The organism is Bradyrhizobium sp. Gha (genome assembly GCF_900113735.1).
GTDB lineage: Bacteria > Pseudomonadota > Alphaproteobacteria > Rhizobiales > Xanthobacteraceae > Bradyrhizobium.
This window is the reverse complement of record NZ_FOQM01000006.1, coordinates 54,125-73,010: the sequence shown is the minus strand read 5'-3', so window position 1 is coordinate 73,010 and position 18,886 is coordinate 54,125. Positions and strand designations below refer to the sequence as shown.

The following is an 18,886-nucleotide window of genomic DNA, read 5'->3' as shown; positions in this document are numbered from 1 at the left end:
CGAAAGCCGAATCCCGAGGGAAATCCCCGACTCAGCGGCGGCCACGGCCCTACCCCTGTGATTACTGGGTTGTCCTGGATGCTGCAAGAATAAGGCGGTCCGCGGGCGGCAGGTCGTAGCGGGGCTCGATGCCGAGCAGCGGTCCGATACGGGTGATGACGTTGCCTGCGGTCGGAACGGCGTTCCAGCCAGACGTGATGAAGCCGTAGGTCTCCTTCAGCGGCTGCGGCTCGTCGAGCATGATCAGGAGCTGGTACTTCGGCTTGTCCGCTGGAATGATCGCGGTAAACGCCGTCAGCACCCTTTTCTTGGCATAACGGCCGTTGACCACCTTCTCTGCCGTGCCGGTCTTGCCGCCGATGTAGTAACCGGGAACATTCGCCTTCTTGGCGGTACCGATCTCCGCGTTCAGCCGCATCAGGAACCGCATCTTGTCCGACGTCTCGGGCTTGATCACGCGCTTTGCGATCGCCCGTGCCTCCTCCTCGGAGCGCTTGAGGAAGGTCGGGGGAATCAGCAGGCCGCCATTGGCGAGCGCGCTGACGCCCATCACCGCCTGCAACGGCGCCACCGCAATGCCGTGGCCGAACGCGATGGTAATGGTGTTGAGATCGCCCCAATGCCGCGGCACGATCGGCGACGCGCTCTCGGGCAATTCCGTACGCAGCCGATCCAGCTGCCCCATCTTGCGCAGGAACGCCTTGTGCGCTTCCACGCCCTGCGACAGCGCAATCCGCGCCGCACCGACGTTGGAGGAGAAGGTGAACACTTCCTTCATGTTCAGGAAGCGGCCCTTCGGCTCGTCGTCATGGATCGCGAACTTGCCGTAGTGCAGCGGGCCGCGCGCGTCCCACAGCGAGTCGAGGCCGTACTTGCCGGTGTCGAGTGCCATCGCGAGCGTGAACGCCTTGAAGGTCGAGCCCATCTCGTAGACGCCTGTTGTCAGGCGGTTGATGCGGTCGGGATCGTGGGCTTCCTTCGGATTGTTCGGGTCGAAATCCGGAACCGAGACCATGGCCACGATCTCGCCGGTGTTGACGTTGGTGACGAGGCCCGAGGCCGCCTTGGTGTGGAATTTTTCCTTGGCCTTGAGCAGCTCGTCGCGCAGCGCGTGCTCGACGCGCAGATCGACCGACAGCTCGATCGGTTTCTGCAACCGGTCGATGGCAAAGCCCGCGCGGTGGAGATCGGCGAGGCCCTGGTTGTCGAGCCACTTCTCCATGCCGGCGATGCCTTGGTTGTCGATGTTGACGAGGCCGATGAGGTGGGCGACCTCGTTGCCGGTCGGATAGACGCGCTTGTTCTCGCGCAGGAAGCCGATGCCGGGCAGGCCCAGCTTGTGGATGTCGAGCTGTTGCTTGGCGGTGATCTCGCGCTTCAGCCAGACGAAACCCTTGCGCGATGACAGGCGCTCGCGCACCTCGGCTTCGTCGAGATCGGGCACGGTCGCGGTCAGAAGCTCGATCGCCTCGTCCTTGTCGATGATGCGGCGCGGCTCGCCGAACATGCTGGCGGCCTTGACGTCGGTCGCCAGGATCGCACCGTTGCGGTCGACGATGTCGGGCCGTGCGGTCGCAACCACCTCCTGCGAGGCGGCACGCCGCGCGCTGTGGGCGTCGGCGCCGATCGCGAACATCACGAGGCGTCCGCCGATCATGGCGTAGACGGCGGCAAAGGCCAGCATGGCGAGGCCCACCCGCGCGCGCGCCTTCGCGGCGCGATCGACGTTGCGCCCGTAGAGCAGGCTGCGGACCAGCCGCTGCCGCCAAGGTTCGGTTGGACGCTCTGTGGGTCGTCCTGCGGGCTTGGCCGGAACAGCGCTCATTGCTTGTCCTCGGGCTGCGGCACCGAGCCCGTCACGCTGTCACGATCGCTCGCGGCTTCGATGGTGTTGATCATGGACCCGATCGGATCAGGCTCGCCCGGCCGGAACATCCGCGGCGGACGGTCCGGCAGGTTCTTCAGAGAATCATATTGCGTGCCGCTGACGGGCTTGAGCGGCAGATGCCGCTCGACGAGGCCCTGCAGGCGCAAGGGCGCATCGAGCTTGGCCCATTCGGAGCGCAGCTGGGCGATCGCGTCGCGCTGCTCGCGAATCTCCGCATGCAGCCGCAGCACCTTCTCGGTGCGCGCGGTGGAGTCCATCTTGATTCGGTAGACATAGGCGGCCGCGAAGATCAGCGCGCCGATGACGAGAAGGTGGATGAAGCGCATCTGCTAGCCCCCCCTCATCACGTCGGAGAGTTTTGGCCAGGACGACGGCTCGTCGTCGACATGCGCCGGCGCTGTGGTGCGCTCGGCGGCGCGCAGCTTTGCGGATCGGGCGCGCGGATTATGCGCAACCTCCTCTTCGCCGGCAATCACGGGCCGCCGCGTCAGAAGCTGGAAGCTCGGCGCGCCTTGCGCCACCTCCGGCAGATGGCGCGAACCGCCGCCGGTCTTCGAGCGCTGGCTCAGGAAATTCTTGACGATGCGGTCTTCCAGCGAATGGAACGAGACCACCACAAGGCGACCGCCGGGCTTGAGCATGCGCTCGGCCGCGATCAGCGCGGTTTGCAGCTCCTCGAGCTCTTCGTTGACGAAGATGCGCAAGGCCTGGAAGGTCCGTGTCGCCGGGTGAATGTCGCCGGGCTTCGAGCGCACCACCCGCCCGACCAGATCGGCGAGCGCACGCGTGGTGGTGAACGGCGTCTCCTGCCGGTCAGCCACGATGGCGCGGGCGATGCGGCGCGAATGCCGTTCTTCGCCGAAGAGATAGATGATGTCGGCGAGATCGCTTTCCGAGGCGCGCGCAACGATGTCGGCCGCCGTCGGTCCCGTCTGCCCCATGCGCATGTCGAGCGGACCGTCGAGGCGGAACGAGAAGCCGCGACCGGCCTGGTCCAGCTGCATCGAGGACACGCCCACGTCCATCACGACGCCGTCGACCGCATCGACGCCCTGCGCGGCGCAGACTTGGGCGAGATTCGAAAAACGGTCTTCGACAAGTGTCAGCCGGCCGGCCGCGCCCGCGACGAGCTCGGCGCCACCGGCGATCGCGGTACGGTCGCGATCGATCGCGATCAGGCGGGTCCCTGATATGTCGAGAATGGCGCGGCTGTAGCCCCCGGCCCCGAAGGTCGCATCGACATAGATGCCGCCCTCACCCGGCGCGAGATGCGCGATCGCTTCGCGGCCAAGCACGGGAATGTGCGGCGCCTTGCTCATGCGCCGCGCCTGCCGGGTGCGCAAGAAAACAGGCCGGTCAATTTGGGGGCGAGAAAGCCCATCACGCCTCGAATAATTCCGCGTCGCGGCGGTTCCACGACCCAACCCCAATCCACCATGTACGCCGAGCCCGATCTTCCCAGCCGGCAAACCCTGTGTTCCCAGTGGAATATGTCGGGCAACCATGGGATTTCGAGCCAAAAACGCTTTGGCCGCCTCCGGACGCGGGTCGGCTCTTCATCTCTCAGTAACGGCGCTTAGCGTTAAGAAAGCGTTGATCGGGTCGTTACATCTCGAAAAGGTGCTTACGCGGTTCCTTGGGCAGTGATGCGTCATCCACACACTGAGCCCAAAATGCACCGGCAACCGCATCGCGCGATTGCGCGAAGCAGACGGTAAAGGAATAGTAAAGAGAAGGCCTTGGCCCATTCTCTTGTCCGATTTGAGTTGTTTATGTCGTCCGGTTCGTCCACGCCGCCTGGAGCTGATTCGAAGCGTCAGCGCGTTCTCCCGGTTCCCAAGGCCGCGGCGAGCGTGCGGACGTTCGAGCCGGATTCGTCGATCGTCTCCGACATCATCCCCTCGCCCAATCATGGCGAGCGCAACAAGGGCCGCCAGCCCGACATGATCGTGCTGCACTACACCGGCATGCCCGACGTCGAGGGCGCGTTGGCGCGGCTGTGCACGGCCGGCTCCGAAGTGTCGGCGCATTATGTCGTGCTGGAGGACGGCCGCATCGTGCAATGCGTGCCGGAGGCGCGGCGCGCCTGGCACGCGGGCGTCTCGTCCTGGGCCGGCGAGGACGACATCAACTCCTGTTCGATCGGGATCGAGATCATCAATCGCGGTCACGATTGGGGTTATCCCGAATATCCGCTGCGCCAGATCGCCGCCGTGATCGCGCTGTGCCGCGGCATCATGCTCCGCCGCAAGATCGTGCCGCAACGGGTGCTCGGTCATTCCGACGTGGCGCCCGCGCGCAAGAAGGATCCCGGCGAGAAATTTCCCTGGCATTCCCTCGCCAATTCCGGTGTCGGCCACTGGGTGACGCCGGCGCCGGTCGTGCGCGGCGAAACCCTGATGCTCGGCACCATCAGCGACGAGGTGCTGAGCCTTCAGCAGGCGCTCGCTCGCTATGGCTATGGCGTGCCGCTGTCAGGCAAATACGACGCCTCGACCATGGAAGTCGTCACCGCCTTCCAGCGCCACTTCCGTCCCGCGCGGCTGGACGGGATTGCCGATCACTCGACGCTGTCGACCTTGCAGGCTCTGCTGGCGAGTCTGCCGGCGGACGGGACGGCTGTCGCGTCGAAGTGACGGCGAAGCCGTCATTGCGCGCGTAGCGAAGCAATCCGGACTGTCACCGCGGAGATGGTCTGGATTGCTCGTCGCAAGAGCTCCTCGCAATGACGGAGGATGTGGCGCTACTCCATCTCCCGCAGCCGACGCGCATACAGCCTTCGCAGCGGCTCGAGTTGCGTCGCCCCGGTCGCCGCAGCATAGGCTTCGCGCGCCTCCTGCTTCCGCTCCAGCCGTCGCAACAAATCCGCTCGCACCGCCGGCAACATCTCGTAGCCGTCGAGACCACCGCGCGCGGAGATCGCGTCGACGAGATCGAGCGCGCGCGCCGGGCCGTCGACCATCGAGATCGCGGCGGCATGGTTGAGCTCGATGACCGGCGAGGGATTGATCCGCAGCAGGACTTCGTAGAGCCCGGCGATCTGCGGCCAGTCGGTCTGCGCGTAGCTCGGCGCGCGGGCATGCAGCGCGGCAATCGCGGCCTGTACCACATAGGGCTGCGGCCGCCCCGGCACGCGCAGCGCGTCGTCGACGAGAGCCAAGCCTTCCTCGATCTGCGCGCGATCCCACAGCGAGCGGTCCTGTTCTTCCAGCAGCACGATGTCGCCGGCCGCGGTCTCGCGCCCGGCGCGGCGCGCATCGTGCAGCAGCATCAAGGCGAGCAGGCCCTTGATGGCGGCGCGGTCGGGCATCAGCCGGTCGAGCAGACGGCCGAGCCTGATCGCTTCGGCCGCGAAATCGGGCCGCATCAGATCGGTGCCCGAGGTCGCGACATAGCCTTCGGTAAAGACGAGGTAGATCACGGCGAGCACACCGTCGAGCCGCGGCGCCAGGGCGTCGCTCTCCGGCACTTGATAGGGAATGCCGGCGAGCCTGATCTTCTGCTTGGCGCGGACGAGGCGCTGCGCCATCGCGTCCTCACCGACCAGAAAGGCGCGCGCGACCTGCGCGGTGGAGAGGCCGCAGACGGTGCGCAGCGTCAGCGCGACCTGGACCTCGGCCGCAAACGACGGATGGCAGCAGGTGAAGATCAGCCGCAGCATGTCGTCGTCGAGCATCGCCAGCGGCTCGTCGGGGCCTTGCGCGTTGAGCGCGAGCTCGTGCAGCAGCGCCTGCTGCTTGCCGCGAAAGGCGGCCTGGCGCCTGATGCGGTCGATCGCCTTGTTGCGACCGACATTGACCAGCCACGCACGCGGATTGTCTGGCGGCTCACCTGACGACCAGCGCTCCAGCGCGACCGCAAATGCATCCTGAAGCGCATCCTCGGCCAAGTCGAAATCCCCGACGAGGCGGATCAGGGTGGCCAGCGCCCGCCCCGCCTCGTCGCGGAAGACCTTGTCGATGTCGGTGGCGGCGATCACTTGTAGATCATGACCGGCCGGACCTCGATCGATCCTCGCTTGGCCTCGGGAACGCGCGCCGCGATCGCAATGGCGTCGTCGATATCCTTGGCTTCGATCAGATAGTAGCCGCCGAGTTGCTCGCGCGTTTCCGCGAACGGGCCGTCGGTCGTCATGGTCTTGCCGTCGCGCACGCGCACCGTGGTCGCGGTCGTCGTCGGCTGCAGCCCGTCGCCGGCCTTGAAATGGCCGCTCTGGATGATCGACTGCGTGTAGGCGCCGTATTCGCCCGCCAGCTTCTGACGGTCGGCGGCGTTCATGTCGGTCAAATAGCTTTCGTTCCGGTAGATCAGCAGCAGGTATTGCATCGCTTAACTCCTGTGGTTCGGCTGGATCGCCGACATCTGTCGAACGGGGCCGATGCCAAACGACATCATCGCGAAACTATTTTTCCGATCATTGGTAGATCATGACCGGCCGCACTTCGATCGAGCCGTGCCTGGCGCCGGGAATCCGCGCGGCGAGTTCAATCGCGGCATCGAGATCCCTGGCTTCGACGAGATAGTAGCCACCGAGCTGCTCGCGGGTCTCGGCGAAGGGACCATCGGTGGTCATGGTCTTGCCGTCGCGAACGCGGACCGTGGTGGCGGTCGAGGTCGGCTGCAGCCCGTCACCGGCCTTGAAATGGCCGCTCTGGACGATCGACTGGGTGTAGGTAGAATACTCCGCCAGCAGCTTCTGGTAATCCGCGGGCGCCATCTGGCTCTGTTGTGCTTCGTTACGATAGATCAGCAGCAGATACTGCATCGCTTGTCTCCTGTTGTTCGGCTGGATTGCCGGCATCCAGTCGAACGGGGTCCGCGCCCAACGACATCTTCAGGATAAATTATTTACGCGGCGGCGTGCGCGACGATCTCTGCTTGACGGAAACGTCACAAATGCCCATTGCCTTGTCGGTCAGTCGGCCGGACGGCCGCTCCGGCAAGTGCCGAAAGGCCGCCGGGGAGGAAAGTCCGGGCTCCCTTGACATGCGGTGCCGGATAACATCCGGCGGGGGCGACCCCAGGGAAAGTGCCACAGAGAACGAACCGCTCCCTCCTCGGAGGAAGTAAGGGTGAAAAGGTGCGGTAAGAGCGCACCGCGGGTCCGGCAACGGAGCCGGCATGGTAAACCCCACCGGGAGCAAAACCGAATAGGGACGGCGTAGCGGGCCGTTCGCGAAAGCGATAACGCCGCGGGGCGATGTCAGGCCCGCCGTCCGGGTAGGTTGCTCGAGGCCATGTGCAAACATGGTCCCAGAGGAATGGCCGTCACGTATCGTCTGCGCAAGCGGGCGGTGCCCTACAGAACCCGGCTTACAGGCCGGCTGATATCTTGCAGGGAGGGGTTCGATGCCGACGCATCGGACCCCTCACCAATTTGGGCAGGCTGTCATTCCGGGCTCGCGAAGCGAGAACCCGGAATCCATCGCGCAGCAGAGAATGTGGAGGAATGGATTCTCAGATGCGCAATTGCGCATCGTAGTTCGTGCTGCGCACGCCCCGGAATGACGAAAGTGAGTGCTACGCTACGATCTCTTGCAGCACACCCATCAGCGCCTCCGGCGCCGTCACATTCGGCGCATGACTGGCGTCGAGCTCGAAATAGCGCCAGCCATCTTCGCTCCTCGCGCGCCTTGCGAATTGCCCGAACACATCGCCCGGCGGAATACGGGCGCAATAGATGTAGCTGCGCGGCATCGCGGGTTCGCCGTGCGCGAGCTTCAGCCTGGTCTCGAAGCATTTGAGCGGCATGTTGATGCGGCGCGCGTTGAGCCAGTCGAGATCGGCCTGCGGTGTATCCGGCGGCGGCGGATTGGGCGGGATGCGGTAGCCATCGCCGGCTGCAGCCGCCTTGCGCATCGGCTCGCGACCGCCTTCGTTGAGATCGAACAGCGATTGGCCATCGCGCGGCACGAAGGCGTCGAGATAGATCAATTGCGTGATGCGCTCGCGCGCACGATCGGCAACGCCGGTTGCGACCATGCCGCCATAGCTGTGACCAAGCAGCACGATGTCGCTGAGGTCCTCAAATTTGATGACGTTGAGGATATCCTGGATATGCGTCTCGAGATCGACAGCGGCGCTGGCGAGATGTGACCGCTCGCCGAGCCCCGTATAGGTCGGCGCGACCAGGCGGTGGCCGGCCTGCGCCATCAGAGGATGCATTTTCCGCCATGACCAGCCGCCGGACCACGCGCCATGACAGAGCAGGAAGGTTTTCGCGCGTGCGGCCATGAGCGTTTCCATCTTTCTTGTTTGAGACGATGGAGTGTAGCGGGCAGCCGCGCGATGTAAACGACGCGACGTGCCTCAGGCCGCGCGCGACGCCTTCACCAGCACGGGCGCAAGCTGACCGGCTTCCCGCCGCGATTTGCTCGCCTCGAAGCCGTGCATGCCCATCTGCCATTGCAGGCCGACGATCGCACCCTTGGTCGGTTGCAGCAGCGCCAGCGAAGCAAACAGCGTCACCGGCAGCCACACCGCGAGTTGCAGCCAGACCGGCGGCGCATAAGCCGTCTCGACCGCGAGGATCGCCGGCACCACGAGGTGGCCGACCACGACCATGACGAGATAGGCGGGGAAGTCATCGGCGCGCTGGTGGAACAGCTCCTCGCCGCAACGATCGCAGGCGTCGGCCACCTTGAGGAAACGGCCGAACAGATGTCCTCGGCCGCAGTTCGGGCACTTGCCCCGAAAACCGTGCCACATCGCCTTTGCCAGGGAAATTGAACCGGTCGCCATGACGGAACCCCTTTCGTTTTGCTGATCCATACAATACTATCTTGAATCCATACATTCAAAGGATACGGGCCTAATTGCATGGATTGGACCCCTACAATCTCGGAGCTGTCAGGGCCGCGGTATCAGCGCATCGTGGAGGCCATGGAGGCCGACATCGCCGCCGGCCGGCTGGTGCGGGGCCAGCAATTGCCGACGCAGCGCGCGCTGGCAAAAGCGCTCGGCATCGATCTCACCACGGTGACCCGCGCCTACACCGAGGCGCGGCGCCGCGGCATCATGGAGGCTCGCGTCGGCCAGGGCTCGTTCGTGTCGGAGACCAGCGTGCGCCGGGCGGTCGACCTGCCGCATCCGGTCGCGATCGACCTCTCCATGAACGTGCCCCCGCACCCGCTCGAAGCACGGCTCGATGAGCGCATCGTCACCGGCCTTGAGGCCATTCGCGCGCAATCGGGCTTGACTGCATTCCTGAATTACCAGCCGCCCGGCGGCAGCGCGCATGAGCGCGAGGTCGCGGTGCGCTGGATGCGGACCCGCGTTCCGCACGCCCACGCAGACAAGCTCGTGATCTTTCCCGGCGCGCAGACGATCCTTTTCAACCTGCTTGCCTGTCTCGCACGTCCCGGCGATGTCGTGCTGACGGAGGCCCTCACCTTCCCCGGCATCAAGGCGGCCGCTGCGCAGCTTGGCGTCAGGCTCGTCAGTGTCGCCATGGATGAGGGCGGCATCCTGCCCGATGCGCTGGCGAAGGCTTGCCGCACCCACAAGCCGAAGGCGGTCTATCTCATCCCGACGCTGCATAATCCGACCACCGCGACGCTCGCCCCGGATCGCCGCGACGCAATCGCAAAAATCATCCGCGATGCCGATGTCGTTCTGATCGAGGACGATGCCTACGGGCTGCTCCACCGATCGGCCTCACCGATCGCCAACCTCATCCCGGAGCGGACATATCTCGCCACCACGCTGTCGAAATGCATCGCGCCGGCACTGCGCGTCGCCTATCTGCTGACGCCCGATAGCGGCGCGCAGCTGCAGATGCGCGGCTATCTGCAAGCCACGGTGCAGATGCCGGCACCGCTGATGGTCGCGCTGGTGACGCACTGGATCGAGAGCGGCGTCGCCGACCGCATCATCACCGCCGTCCGCAACGAGGCCGTCGGCCGCCAACAATTGGCTCAGCGCGCCTTGAAGGAGTTTCGGTTCCGAGCGAATCCCGCCGCCCATCATTTGTGGCTGCACTTGCCGGAAGGACGGCCCGACGTGCCTGCGCACCTGCTGCGCAATGGGCTCGCGATCGTTGGCGGCGACGCCTTCACCGTCGACGGAACATCGCCGCATGCGGCGCGCGTCTCACTCGGCGCGGCGCGCAACAGATCGGAATTGACCGAGGCCCTGCGCATCCTCGTCGGCGCCTTGCACAAGCCCGCCGACACCAGGCAGATCGTGTAGCAAATCTTGATTGATGCTGACGGCCCTGCCTTTGTGCTATGCGCCATGAGGCCGCTCGCGGCCCGGGGCAACGACTGGGACTCATTGGTGGAAACGCTCACTTACGCACTGATCCTGTTCGGCGCACTGGCCGGCGGCTTCGTCTCGGGGCTGGCGGGATTCGGCACGGCGCTGATGGCGCTCGGCATCTGGCTCTACGTGTTGCCGCCCGCGCTCGCGGTACCGCTCGTGCTGATCTGCTCGGTGATCGCGCAGACCTCGACATTGCCCTCGATGTGGAAGAGCTTCGACCTCTCGCTGGTGTGGCCGTTCCTGATTGGCGGGCTGATCGGCGTGCCGCTCGGGACCAAGCTGGTCGCCTCCGCCGATCCAAAAGTGTTCAAGCTCAGCGTCGGCGTGCTGCTGCTGATCTTTTCGAGCGCGCTGTACCTCAACAAGAAGCAGTTTTCCGTCACCTTCGGCGGTCGCATCGCCGACGGTGCGATCGGCTTTGCCGGCGGCATTTTGGGCGGGCTGGCCGGACTATCCGGGCCGCTACCGATCCTATGGGCCAACATCCGCGGCTGGAACAAGCACGAGCGGCGCGGCATCTTCCAGCTGTTCAATTTCACGGTGCTTGCGACCGCGCTGGTGCTGCAGACGGCATCAGGCCTGGTGGCATTCAAGGTGGTCTGGCTCGCGATGGTCGCATTCCCGGGCACGCTGATCGGCGCATGGGTCGGCGCGCGCGTCTATCACGCGCTGAGCGACAAGCATTTCGGCGACGTCGTGCTCGGCCTGCTGTTCCTGTCGGGCGCCACCCTGGTCTGGAACAGCATCAGCGCGCTCTAGTCTTCCTTTTCCACTGCGCGGCAGACGAGCCGGAGCCGTGGATGGGGGACAAAGCAAGTGAGCCTGGCTACGCCGGCTCGCGCAGCGGCGGTGCAACGGGATCAGCATCCGGCGCCTGCGTAACCGTATGCCGGGGTGGCAACGCAAGACGCTTCCTGAATTCGCGCAGCAACAGCGACACGCTCACGGCGGCCTGCAGCGCGTTGGTCGCGATCGATAAGTACCAGACGTGCTCCATCCGGAAGCCTGGCCATGTCGAGAGCCAGACCGATGGCAGGGAATAGGTGAAGACCCGCATTGCCGAGGTCCACAACACCGGCCTGGTGTTCCCAAGCCCCTGGAACATGCTGGAGCAGACAAAGATCAGCCCCTGCGCCATCATGTTGAACGAGACGATGCGCAGAAAAAGCGACGCAACCGCCATCGTCTGCGGATCGCTGGAGAACCCTGCAAGCAGCAGACTCGGCGCGAGCTGCGCGACGATCAGAAAAGCCAGCATCACGGCGGTCGCCATCAACGACGCCTTGACAAAGGTTTCTCGCACGCGCGCGCCATTGCCGGCGCCGAAATTCTGGCCGGCGATGGGCCCTGCAGCAAGCGCGATGGCGAGCGCCGGCATCTGGATCAGGCCGAGCAGCCGCGTCCCGATGCCAAATCCTGCCTGCGCCGCCGAGCCAAATACGCTCAGCACGTAATAGCCCACCGCCATGATGATAAAGACCATCGCGAACTCGCCGCCGGCAGGCAGGCCGACATTGAGGATCCGCTTCCATTGCCGAAGCTGCGGCCGCCACTGCGCGGGATGAAACGCGACATAGCGCTCCGATCTCATGAAATACGCGAGCAACATCAGAACGCCGATCGCCACGGCAATCGAGCTCGCCAGCCCTGCCCCGGCAACCCCGAGCGCGTAGCCGGTGCCCCAGCCCGAGATGAGCACCGGCGCCAGCGCGATGTTGATGCCGACCGCCAGGACCCGCACCAACATGGCGGGACGTACGACGCCTGTCGCGCGGAGCGCCGACGCAACCACCTGCATGACGAATTCCAGTGCCAGATCTGGTATGAACCACAACAGATACGTGGTCCCCGCATCGATGGTGGCTTGATCGGCCGCAACCGAGCGCATGTAGAGGCGCGAAAGGCCGGCCCCCGCGGCAACGGTCAACAGGCCGAAGATCACCGACAGCGCGACCGCCTGGTTGAACACCAGATTGGCGTCGTCGCGATCCTTGCGTCCTACGGCATGCGCGATCAGTGCCACCGCGCCGACACCGAGGACTTGCAGCAGCGCGTTGACGAGAAATCCGGCATTGCCCGCCGCGGCGACACCCGCAACGGCAGCATCGCCCAGGCCCGAGACGAAATACAGATCGACCAACTGGCAGATCATGATCGAGATCATGCCCGCTACGATCGGTGGCGCCATGCTCAGGATGTGGCTCACGATCGAGCCGCGCGTCAGGTCTTTCATCTCATTCCACCTTTGGCGACGTGACGGCAGGACTTCCGCCCTGCCGCCGCGCACCTCATTCCGCTGCTGCGATATGCCCGAGCTCCACCACCTGGCGCTCGAACAGGCTGCGATAGATGCCGCCGGGCTTGGCCGCGAGCACGGCGTGCGTGCCCTGCTCGACGATCTCGCCATGGTCGAACACCAGGATGCGATCGAGGCTCTTCACCGTCGACAGCCGGTGCGCGATCACGATCGACGTGCGGCCCTTCATCAGCCGCTCCATCGCCTGCTGGATCAGCGCTTCCGATTCCGAATCGAGACTCGACGTCGCCTCGTCCAGGATCAGCACCGGCGCATCCGCCAGGAAGGCACGCGCCAGCGCCACGCGCTGCCGTTCGCCGCCCGACAGTTTCACCCCGCGCTCGCCGACCAGCGTGCCGTAGCCCTTCGGCAGGCGCAGGATGAAGTCGTGCGCATTGGCAAGCCGCGCCGCCTGCTCGATCGCCCCCAGGCTGGCACCGGGCCGGCCATAGGCGATGTTCTCCGCAAGCGAGCGGTGAAACAGGATCGGCTCCTGCTGCACGATGGCGATCTGGCTGCGCAGAGATTGCTGCGTCGCCCGCGCGATGTCCTGCCCGTCGATCAGCACGAGACCACCGCTGACGTCGTAGAGCCGCTGCACCAGCTTCACGAAGGTCGTCTTGCCGGAGCCGGAGCGGCCGACGAGACCGACGCGTTCGCCGGCGCGGATCCTGACCGACAACCCGTCATACAGCGGTGCGCGATGGCCGCCATAATGGAACGTGACGTCGTCGAACCTGATCTCGCCGCCCTCGATCGCGATCGGTCGTGCGTCAGCGGCATCGGCAATCCCGATCGGCTCATCGTGAATCGCCACCAGTTCCTCCATGTCGTTGACCGAACGCTGCAGGTTGTTGATGTGCATGCCGACGTCGCGCAGGTAGGCGTGGATCACGTAATAGCTCGTCAGCACATAGGTGACGTCGCCGGGCGAGGCACGCCCGGACATCCACAACAGCACCGATCCGCCGATCACGGATGCGCGCAGGCAGAGCAGCAGCGAGAGCTGCGCGATGGCGGTGTAGTTGTAGCGAAACCAGGTCCGCCTCACCCGCACGCGCCAGCGCTTGACGACGCGGGCAAGCCGCGCGTCTTCGCGCGCTTCGGCGCCGAACGATTTCACCACCGCGTTGCAGGTCAGCGCATCCGCCAGCGTGCCGCCGACCTTGGTGTCCCAGGCATTGGACACACGCGCGGAAGGCGCGATGTAGCGCGTCGAGAACAGCACGGTCATCGTGACGAAGATAGCCGCGCCGAACGCGATCACCGCGCCGAGCGAGGCCCAGTGCACGCCGAGCAGGATCATCGAGCCGATCAGCACGACCAGCGACGGCATCAGCGCCAGCAGGATGGTATCGTTCAGGAGGTCGAGCGCCCACATGCCGCGCGTGATCTTGCGCACGGTCGAGCCCGCGAAGGAGTTGGCGTGCCAGTCGGCCGAGAAGCGCTGGACGCGCAGGAAGGCGTCGTGCGCGACATCGGACATGATCTTCAGCGTGAACGGCACGATCAGCTGCAGGCCGCTCAGACGCAACACCATGGAGGCCGCCCCCAGCACCACGATGCCGCCCAGCGCCACCAGCGCGGCGTGGCGAGCGGCAGGATCCGACGGGCCGCGCGTCAACGCGTCGATCAGGTGCCCCGAAAACACCGGCATGAACAGATCGGCTGCGGTCGCACCCAATAGGCCGACGGCGATGGCAAGCGCGCGCCCCGGCTGCTTGAGCCAGTGCCGGAACACGAAGGGCAGCACCACGCGGATCGCCGCGGGCTTCTTTGACGATGCGGTCATGGCATCATCCGGCCGCTTGGCGCGAGCCGGCTCCATCGATGGACGCAGGCCGGCCGCGAAGGCCGAGACGGCGTCACTTAAAACTGACTTGGACTTGGGAAGCGAAGCGATCGGGGCGTTGGGGCTAGACCCTGGCCCAATCGAAGCTGGCGGAAGTGGCCTCTAGGCCGAGAAAATACCGAGCCAGACCATCATCGAGCGCGGAAACGCGATCTGCGAATGCGACGAAATCATGCAAATCTCTCCCCGGTTCGATTGAATGAGGTGCGCTTTATAGATGTGGCGTTCGCGATTTGCAACGGGTGCCGTGCGAGATCACGCACGAGTGTTGCTTTTTGGTGCGCCGGACTGCTGTCACCTCAATTTCCTCTGTCATGCCCCGGCTTGACCGGGGCATCCCAGTACGCCGAGGCAGATGTGACGAGAGCGAGCTCTCCAACGACCGTCTCGGAGTACTGGATCGCCCGGTCAAGCCGGGCGATGACACTGAATGCTCGGCTTGCTCAGTGCGCGTCGCCGCCACCGCCGGCCATCGGAGCCGGCTTGTTCAGCAAGGTGACCAGCACGCTGAGGCCGAGATAGAACACCGTCAGCACGAAGAAGGCGTCGCCGAAGCTCATCACCACGGCCTGGCGATGCACGATCTGGCTGAGCTCCTTCATCGCCATCAGCGTGGAATCGCCGAGCCCCTGGAACTTCTGCATCAGCATCGTCAGGGTTTCGGTCGCGGTCGCATTGCCCCAGGTCACGCGCTCTTGCAGGCGCGTGATGTGCAGATCGGTGCGGTCGTTGAGCACGGTGTTGATGACGGCAAGACCGACGGCGCCGCCGAGGTTCCGCATCAGGTTGAACAGGCCGCTCGCATTCTTCACCTTGTCGGGCGCCAGCGTGCCCAGCGCGACGTTGTTGGTCGGCACCATCGCGAACATCATGCCGATGCCGCGCAGGATCTGCGGCACCAGCAGCTCATAAAAATCGTAGTCGCGGGTGATCCAGGTCATCTGGTAGGAGCCGATCGCGAACACGATGAGCCCGAACGCGATCATGTAGCGCATGTCGAGCTTCACCATGAGGCGGCCGACCAGGGGCGCGACCAGGAACATGGTGATGCCGGAGACGAACATGGTCTCGCCGATCATCAGCGCGCTGTAGCCGCGCACCTCCGCGAGATAGCGCGGATAGATGTAGGTCAGGCCGTAGAGGCCGATGCCGATGCAGAACTGCAGGACGCAACCGACGGCGAAATTGCGGTTGGAGAAGGTGCGCAGGTTGACGATCGGCTCGGCCGCCGTGAACACGCGCCAGAAGAAGGCGATCGCCGAGACGATGCAGATCCAGGCGCAGATCGCCACCGAGGTGTCCTGCATCCATTCATATTGCGGGCCTTCCTCCAGCACATATTCCAGCGTGCCGAGAAAGCCGGCCATGAAGATCAGTCCCCACCAGTCGAAGCGGTCGAGCAGTTCGAAATGCGGCTCGTCGAAATCGACCAGCGCCCAAACGCCCAGGGTGATGGCGATGCCGGGAACGACGTTGATGAAGAACAGCCAGTTCCACGTCATCAAATCGGTGATGTAGCCGCCGACGGTCGGTCCGATCGTGGGAGCCAGGGTCGCAACAAGCCCGATGATGGGGCCGACGATGTGGAATTTCGAGCGCGGAAACACGGTGTAGGCCGAGGCGAACACCGTCGGGATCATGCCGGCGCCGAGAAACCCCTGCAGCGCGCGCCAGAGGATCATCTCCTCGATGGTCGTGGCGAAGCCGCAGAGCAGGCTCGATATCGTGAAACCCGCCGCCGAGATCGCGAACAGCAGCCGCGTGCCGAAGGCGCGCGACAGAAACCCGGAGAGCGGGATCGCGATCACTTCGGCGATCAGATAGGCGGTCTGGACCCAGGAGACCTCGCTCGAGCTCGCCGACAGCCCGGCCTGGATTTCGCTCAAGGAGGCCGAGACGATCTGGATGTCCAGGATCGACATGAACATCCCGAACACCATGATGATGAAGGCGAGCAGCCGCTTCGGCGCAATGCGCTCCGAAGCGTCTGATGCCATCATGGCAGGGGAAGCGGTCGCGGCATTCGCCATGGTCTGACCTCGCAGCGCCTGATGGCGCTTACTGGGGATGGATCATGGTGGGATCGTCGAGATCGATCTCGCTGTCGGCGTCGGCGGCACCCTTGTTGGTGTCGACGGTGGCGTAGACCGACATGCCCGCACGGAGCAGGTTCTGCTTCGCAACCGCCTTCGGCACGCGGATGCGGACCGGCACGCGCTGCACGATCTTGGTGAAGTTGCCGGTGGCGTTGTCGGGCGGCAGCAGCGTGAACACCGAGCCCGCGCCTGCGGCGATGCTGTCGACGACGCCCGAGAATTTGCGCATGCCATAGGCATCGACCTTGATCGTCACCGGCTGGCCGGGACGGATGCGCTTGAGCTGGGTTTCCTTGAAATTGGCGTCGATATAGACGTCGTCGAGCGGGACGACATTGCCGAGCCGCTGGCCGACGGCGATGAAGTCGCCGGCGCTGACGAGACGGTTGGAGAAGATGCCGTCGACCGGCGCGCGCACCGCCGTGAAGCCGAGGTCGCGCTCGGCCTTGGCGAGCGTGGTCTTGAGCTCGGCGAGCTGCGCCTGCGCTTCGGCCTGCTGGGCCTTGGCGACGTCGACATTGCTCACCGCCACGTCGTAAGCGGCCTGCGCGGCTTTCACCGCGGCGGCGCCCTGGTCGCGTCCGGCTTCCGAGGTCTCGAACGTCGCGCGCGAGGCAAAGCCCTTGCTGCTCAGCGCCTGCTGGCGGTCATAATCGAGATCGGCGCGCTTGAGGCCGGCTTCCGCGGAGACGAGCTGCGCCTTGGCTTGCGCGACCTGGCTGTCGAGCGCCGCGATCTGGCGGCCGATGCGATCGATGGTGGCCTGCTGGGTCGCGATCCGGGTCGCAGCCGCATCGACCGCGATCTTGTAGTCGCCGTCGTCGATGCGCAGGATGGTGTCGCCGGCATGCACCAGCGTGTTGTCGCCGGCGAGAATCGAGGAGACGTGGCCCGACACGCGCGCGCCCAGCATGGTGTTGTTGGCGCGGACATAGGCGTCGTCGGTGGAGACGAAGAAGCGGCCGACCAGCGTGTAGTAGCCGGCATAGCTCGCCGCCGCGAGCGCCAGCACGAGGCCGATGCCCATCATGATGAATTTGCGCTTGCCGGATTTCGGCACCGCGGGCGCGGACGCTGTCGGGGCCGGCTGCTCGGTCACGGGCTTCTCCGGCGCCTCGCTGGTACGGCGCTTGGTCTCTTCGGCCACATGAGAGCGCAACTGCTCGGCAAGCGCTGCGGACTTCTCAGGCGCAGCGTCAGCATTCGCAGTCGTCTCCACCGCTTCCTGGCGAAGCACGCGCGCAGCCTGGTCTCTCGATGTGGCCATAAAGGCCTCCCCAAAAAAACGCGACCAGGGTGGCCGTCCTGCGGCCTGGTCCCTGTCGTCCATCCAAATATCATTGACCGAACGGTTCGGTCAATATAGATATCAACCCGGGTGGACCCTACTGGCCCGAATCTTTTATTTGGGTTTCATGGTCCAAGCTCCGAGCCAAAACCGTTCGAGACCCTGAACCAATGGTTGCAGCCGACCGCGAACATCTGCACGTCGTCTCCGAAGAGGACAGCTCGAAGCGTCGCCAGATCCTGGCCGGCGCCCATAAAGTGTTCATGGACCTGGGTTTCGACGGCGCCAGCATGGGCGAGATTGCGCGTGCGGCCGGCGTCTCAAAGGGCACGCTCTACGTTTATTTCGCCGACAAATCCGCGCTGTTCGAAGCCATCCTCGAGGAGGAGGCGCTGTTTCACGGCCAGGTCGCGTTCAATTTCGACCCCGCGCGCGACGCCGAGACGACCTTGAAGGATTTCGGCCAGGCCTATCTGCATCTGCTCTGCCGCCCCGGCGGCGGATCGGCGATCCGCACCGTGATGGCGATCGCCGAGCGCATGCCCGACGTCGGCCGCCGCTATTATCTGCGCGTGCTGGACAAGACCATCAGCCGCCTGTCCGACTATCTCAAAGCCCATGTCGTCTCCGGCAATCTCGCCATCGACGATTGCGATCTGGCGGCGTCGCAGTTCATGGAACTGTGCAAGGCCTCGCTGTTCCTGCCCTTCGTCTTCCAGGCCGCGCCGCCGCCGTCGGAGCAGCGCATGACGGAAGTGATCGAGAGCGCGACGCGGATGTTCCTGGGCGCCTACAAGGCGAAGTGACGGCAGCCGGCCGCGCGTTGCGCATGTGCCTTGCCCCGCTATATTGGGGATCATGTCCCGTGACCTTCGCCCGCCGGTCGATATCCTCCATTATGAGATCGTCCAGGAACAAGCCTCGGCGCTTGGACGGATGGGCCGCACGCTCGAGCAGGCGCTGGCGCGATTGCGCGAATTCGACGCGACCCACGCGCTTCCAGAGACGCCGGCATCGACGCAGCCGGCGAGGCGCAAACTGGTGATGGAAGCCGGCCAGGCGCTCTGGATGTTCGTCGTGCAACGCGAGGCGACGGGCCTGCGCGACAGCAGGCACATCATGCGGACCTACAATGTCCCCGCCGAAGTGCAGCGCTGCATGGGGCTCGCGCCGCCGTCGAAGCCGGGCTCGAGGTAGCGCGTCC

The 18,886-nt window shown here is 65.1% G+C and carries 17 protein-coding genes and 1 other RNA gene; 6 read left to right on the top strand and 12 right to left on the bottom strand.

Features of this window, described 5'->3' with window-relative positions; all coding sequences use genetic code 11:
• Positions 1-61 precede the first annotated feature (61 nt).
• Genes BM222_RS10960 through rsmH form a run of 3 tightly spaced genes read right to left on the bottom strand, consistent with a single transcriptional unit; the run spans position 62 to position 3,207 of the window.
• On the bottom strand, positions 62-1,825 hold the full coding sequence (locus BM222_RS10960; RefSeq protein ID WP_092228281.1) for a peptidoglycan D,D-transpeptidase FtsI family protein: 1,764 nt from the start codon (positions 1,823-1,825) through the stop codon (positions 62-64).
• Positions 1,822-2,214 (bottom strand): cell division protein FtsL, encoded by a 393-nt coding sequence (gene ftsL, locus BM222_RS10955; RefSeq protein ID WP_092228280.1) that lies wholly within the window; start codon positions 2,212-2,214, stop codon positions 1,822-1,824. Before ftsL ends, BM222_RS10960 begins: the two co-directional genes overlap by 4 nt.
• A 3-nt stretch (positions 2,215-2,217) precedes the next feature.
• Positions 2,218-3,207: a 16S rRNA (cytosine(1402)-N(4))-methyltransferase RsmH gene (gene rsmH, locus BM222_RS10950; protein WP_177243143.1), complete on the bottom strand. Its 990-nt coding sequence runs from the start codon at positions 3,205-3,207 to the stop codon at positions 2,218-2,220.
• A gap of 453 nt (positions 3,208-3,660) precedes the next feature.
• Between rsmH and BM222_RS10945 the strand changes: the two genes are divergently transcribed.
• The gene (locus BM222_RS10945) at positions 3,661-4,524 is read left to right on the top strand and encodes an N-acetylmuramoyl-L-alanine amidase (protein ID WP_177243142.1); all 864 of its coding nucleotides are present in this window, start codon (positions 3,661-3,663) and stop codon (positions 4,522-4,524) included.
• Between the two features lie 107 nt (positions 4,525-4,631).
• Here BM222_RS10945 and BM222_RS10940 read toward each other — a convergent pair whose 3' ends face one another.
• The 3 genes from BM222_RS10940 to BM222_RS10930 all read right to left on the bottom strand — a co-directional run bounded on the left by BM222_RS10940 (position 4,632) and on the right by BM222_RS10930 (position 6,653).
• Positions 4,632-5,864, bottom strand: coding sequence for an RNA polymerase sigma factor (locus BM222_RS10940; RefSeq protein WP_177243161.1), 1,233 nt, complete (start codon positions 5,862-5,864; stop codon positions 4,632-4,634).
• Positions 5,864-6,214, bottom strand: coding sequence for a YciI family protein (locus tag BM222_RS10935; protein WP_092228277.1), 351 nt, complete (start codon positions 6,212-6,214; stop codon positions 5,864-5,866). Before BM222_RS10935 ends, BM222_RS10940 begins: the two co-directional genes overlap by 1 nt.
• An 88-nt stretch (positions 6,215-6,302) precedes the next feature.
• Positions 6,303-6,653, bottom strand: coding sequence for a YciI family protein (locus BM222_RS10930; RefSeq protein WP_092228276.1), 351 nt, complete (start codon positions 6,651-6,653; stop codon positions 6,303-6,305).
• Positions 6,654-6,803: 150 nt separating this feature from the next.
• Here BM222_RS10930 and rnpB point away from each other — a divergent pair.
• Positions 6,804-7,220: RNase P RNA component class A (gene rnpB / locus BM222_RS10925), an RNA gene on the top strand.
• A gap of 188 nt (positions 7,221-7,408) precedes the next feature.
• Here rnpB and BM222_RS10920 read toward each other — a convergent pair.
• Together BM222_RS10920 and BM222_RS10915 are read right to left on the bottom strand one after the other, a co-directional pair.
• A complete protein-coding gene (locus tag BM222_RS10920) occupies positions 7,409-8,122 on the bottom strand; it encodes an alpha/beta fold hydrolase (RefSeq protein ID WP_177243141.1) in 714 nt (237 codons plus the stop codon).
• Positions 8,123-8,197: 75 nt separating this feature from the next.
• A complete protein-coding gene (locus BM222_RS10915; RefSeq protein WP_092228274.1) occupies positions 8,198-8,659 on the bottom strand; it encodes a DUF983 domain-containing protein in 462 nt (153 codons plus the stop codon).
• A 48-nt stretch (positions 8,660-8,707) separates the two neighbouring features.
• Here BM222_RS10915 and BM222_RS10910 point away from each other — a divergent pair, with 48 nt between their 5' ends.
• Positions 8,708-10,078: an aminotransferase-like domain-containing protein gene (locus BM222_RS10910; protein ID WP_092228273.1), complete on the top strand. Its 1,371-nt coding sequence runs from the start codon at positions 8,708-8,710 to the stop codon at positions 10,076-10,078.
• Positions 10,079-10,165: 87 nt separating this feature from the next.
• Positions 10,166-10,909 (top strand): sulfite exporter TauE/SafE family protein, encoded by a 744-nt coding sequence (locus tag BM222_RS10905; protein WP_092228425.1) that lies wholly within the window; start codon positions 10,166-10,168, stop codon positions 10,907-10,909.
• 67 nt (positions 10,910-10,976) lie between these two features.
• Here BM222_RS10905 and BM222_RS10900 read toward each other — a convergent pair whose 3' ends face one another.
• The 4 genes from BM222_RS10900 to BM222_RS10885 form a co-directional block, all read right to left on the bottom strand.
• Positions 10,977-12,383: an MATE family efflux transporter gene (locus tag BM222_RS10900; protein WP_092228272.1), complete on the bottom strand. Its 1,407-nt coding sequence runs from the start codon at positions 12,381-12,383 to the stop codon at positions 10,977-10,979.
• 55 nt (positions 12,384-12,438) lie between these two features.
• Positions 12,439-14,238 carry an ABC transporter ATP-binding protein gene (locus tag BM222_RS10895; protein WP_092228424.1) on the bottom strand — a complete coding sequence of 600 codons (1,800 nt, stop codon included), beginning with the start codon at positions 14,236-14,238 and terminating at the stop codon, positions 12,439-12,441.
• A gap of 503 nt (positions 14,239-14,741) precedes the next feature.
• Entirely contained in the window at positions 14,742-16,328 is a 1,587-nt protein-coding gene (locus tag BM222_RS10890; RefSeq protein WP_092228271.1) for a DHA2 family efflux MFS transporter permease subunit, read from the bottom strand.
• A gap of 28 nt (positions 16,329-16,356) precedes the next feature.
• Positions 16,357-17,661 (bottom strand): HlyD family secretion protein, encoded by a 1,305-nt coding sequence (locus tag BM222_RS10885; RefSeq protein ID WP_092228270.1) that lies wholly within the window; start codon positions 17,659-17,661, stop codon positions 16,357-16,359.
• Between the two features lie 191 nt (positions 17,662-17,852).
• Between BM222_RS10885 and BM222_RS10880 the strand changes: the two genes are divergently transcribed.
• Positions 17,853-18,488 (top strand): TetR/AcrR family transcriptional regulator, encoded by a 636-nt coding sequence (locus BM222_RS10880; protein WP_092228269.1) that lies wholly within the window; start codon positions 17,853-17,855, stop codon positions 18,486-18,488.
• A 52-nt stretch (positions 18,489-18,540) separates the two neighbouring features.
• The gene (locus BM222_RS10875) at positions 18,541-18,879 is read left to right on the top strand and encodes a DUF6665 family protein (RefSeq protein ID WP_092228268.1); all 339 of its coding nucleotides are present in this window, start codon (positions 18,541-18,543) and stop codon (positions 18,877-18,879) included.
• Positions 18,880-18,886 lie beyond the last annotated feature (7 nt).

Coding starts and splice junctions, on each gene's coding strand:
- BM222_RS10910 (WP_092228273.1), top strand. CDS start 8,708: ATGGATTGGACCCCTACAATCTCGGAGCTGTCAGGGCCGCGGTATCAG.
- BM222_RS10945 (WP_177243142.1), top strand. CDS start 3,661: ATGTCGTCCGGTTCGTCCACGCCGCCTGGAGCTGATTCGAAGCGTCAG.
- BM222_RS10920 (WP_177243141.1), bottom strand. CDS start 8,122: ATGGCCGCACGCGCGAAAACCTTCCTGCTCTGTCATGGCGCGTGGTCC.
- BM222_RS10900 (WP_092228272.1), bottom strand. CDS start 12,383: ATGAAAGACCTGACGCGCGGCTCGATCGTGAGCCACATCCTGAGCATG.
- BM222_RS10885 (WP_092228270.1), bottom strand. CDS start 17,661: ATGGCCACATCGAGAGACCAGGCTGCGCGCGTGCTTCGCCAGGAAGCG.
- BM222_RS10960 (WP_092228281.1), bottom strand. CDS start 1,825: ATGAGCGCTGTTCCGGCCAAGCCCGCAGGACGACCCACAGAGCGTCCA.
- BM222_RS10935 (WP_092228277.1), bottom strand. CDS start 6,214: ATGCAATACCTGCTGCTGATCTACCGGAACGAAAGCTATTTGACCGAC.
- BM222_RS10895 (WP_092228424.1), bottom strand. CDS start 14,238: ATGACCGCATCGTCAAAGAAGCCCGCGGCGATCCGCGTGGTGCTGCCC.
- rsmH (WP_177243143.1), bottom strand. CDS start 3,207: ATGAGCAAGGCGCCGCACATTCCCGTGCTTGGCCGCGAAGCGATCGCG.
- BM222_RS10915 (WP_092228274.1), bottom strand. CDS start 8,659: ATGGATCAGCAAAACGAAAGGGGTTCCGTCATGGCGACCGGTTCAATT.
- BM222_RS10930 (WP_092228276.1), bottom strand. CDS start 6,653: ATGCAGTATCTGCTGCTGATCTATCGTAACGAAGCACAACAGAGCCAG.
- BM222_RS10875 (WP_092228268.1), top strand. CDS start 18,541: ATGTCCCGTGACCTTCGCCCGCCGGTCGATATCCTCCATTATGAGATC.
- BM222_RS10880 (WP_092228269.1), top strand. CDS start 17,853: ATGGTTGCAGCCGACCGCGAACATCTGCACGTCGTCTCCGAAGAGGAC.
- ftsL (WP_092228280.1), bottom strand. CDS start 2,214: ATGCGCTTCATCCACCTTCTCGTCATCGGCGCGCTGATCTTCGCGGCC.
- BM222_RS10890 (WP_092228271.1), bottom strand. CDS start 16,328: ATGGCGAATGCCGCGACCGCTTCCCCTGCCATGATGGCATCAGACGCT.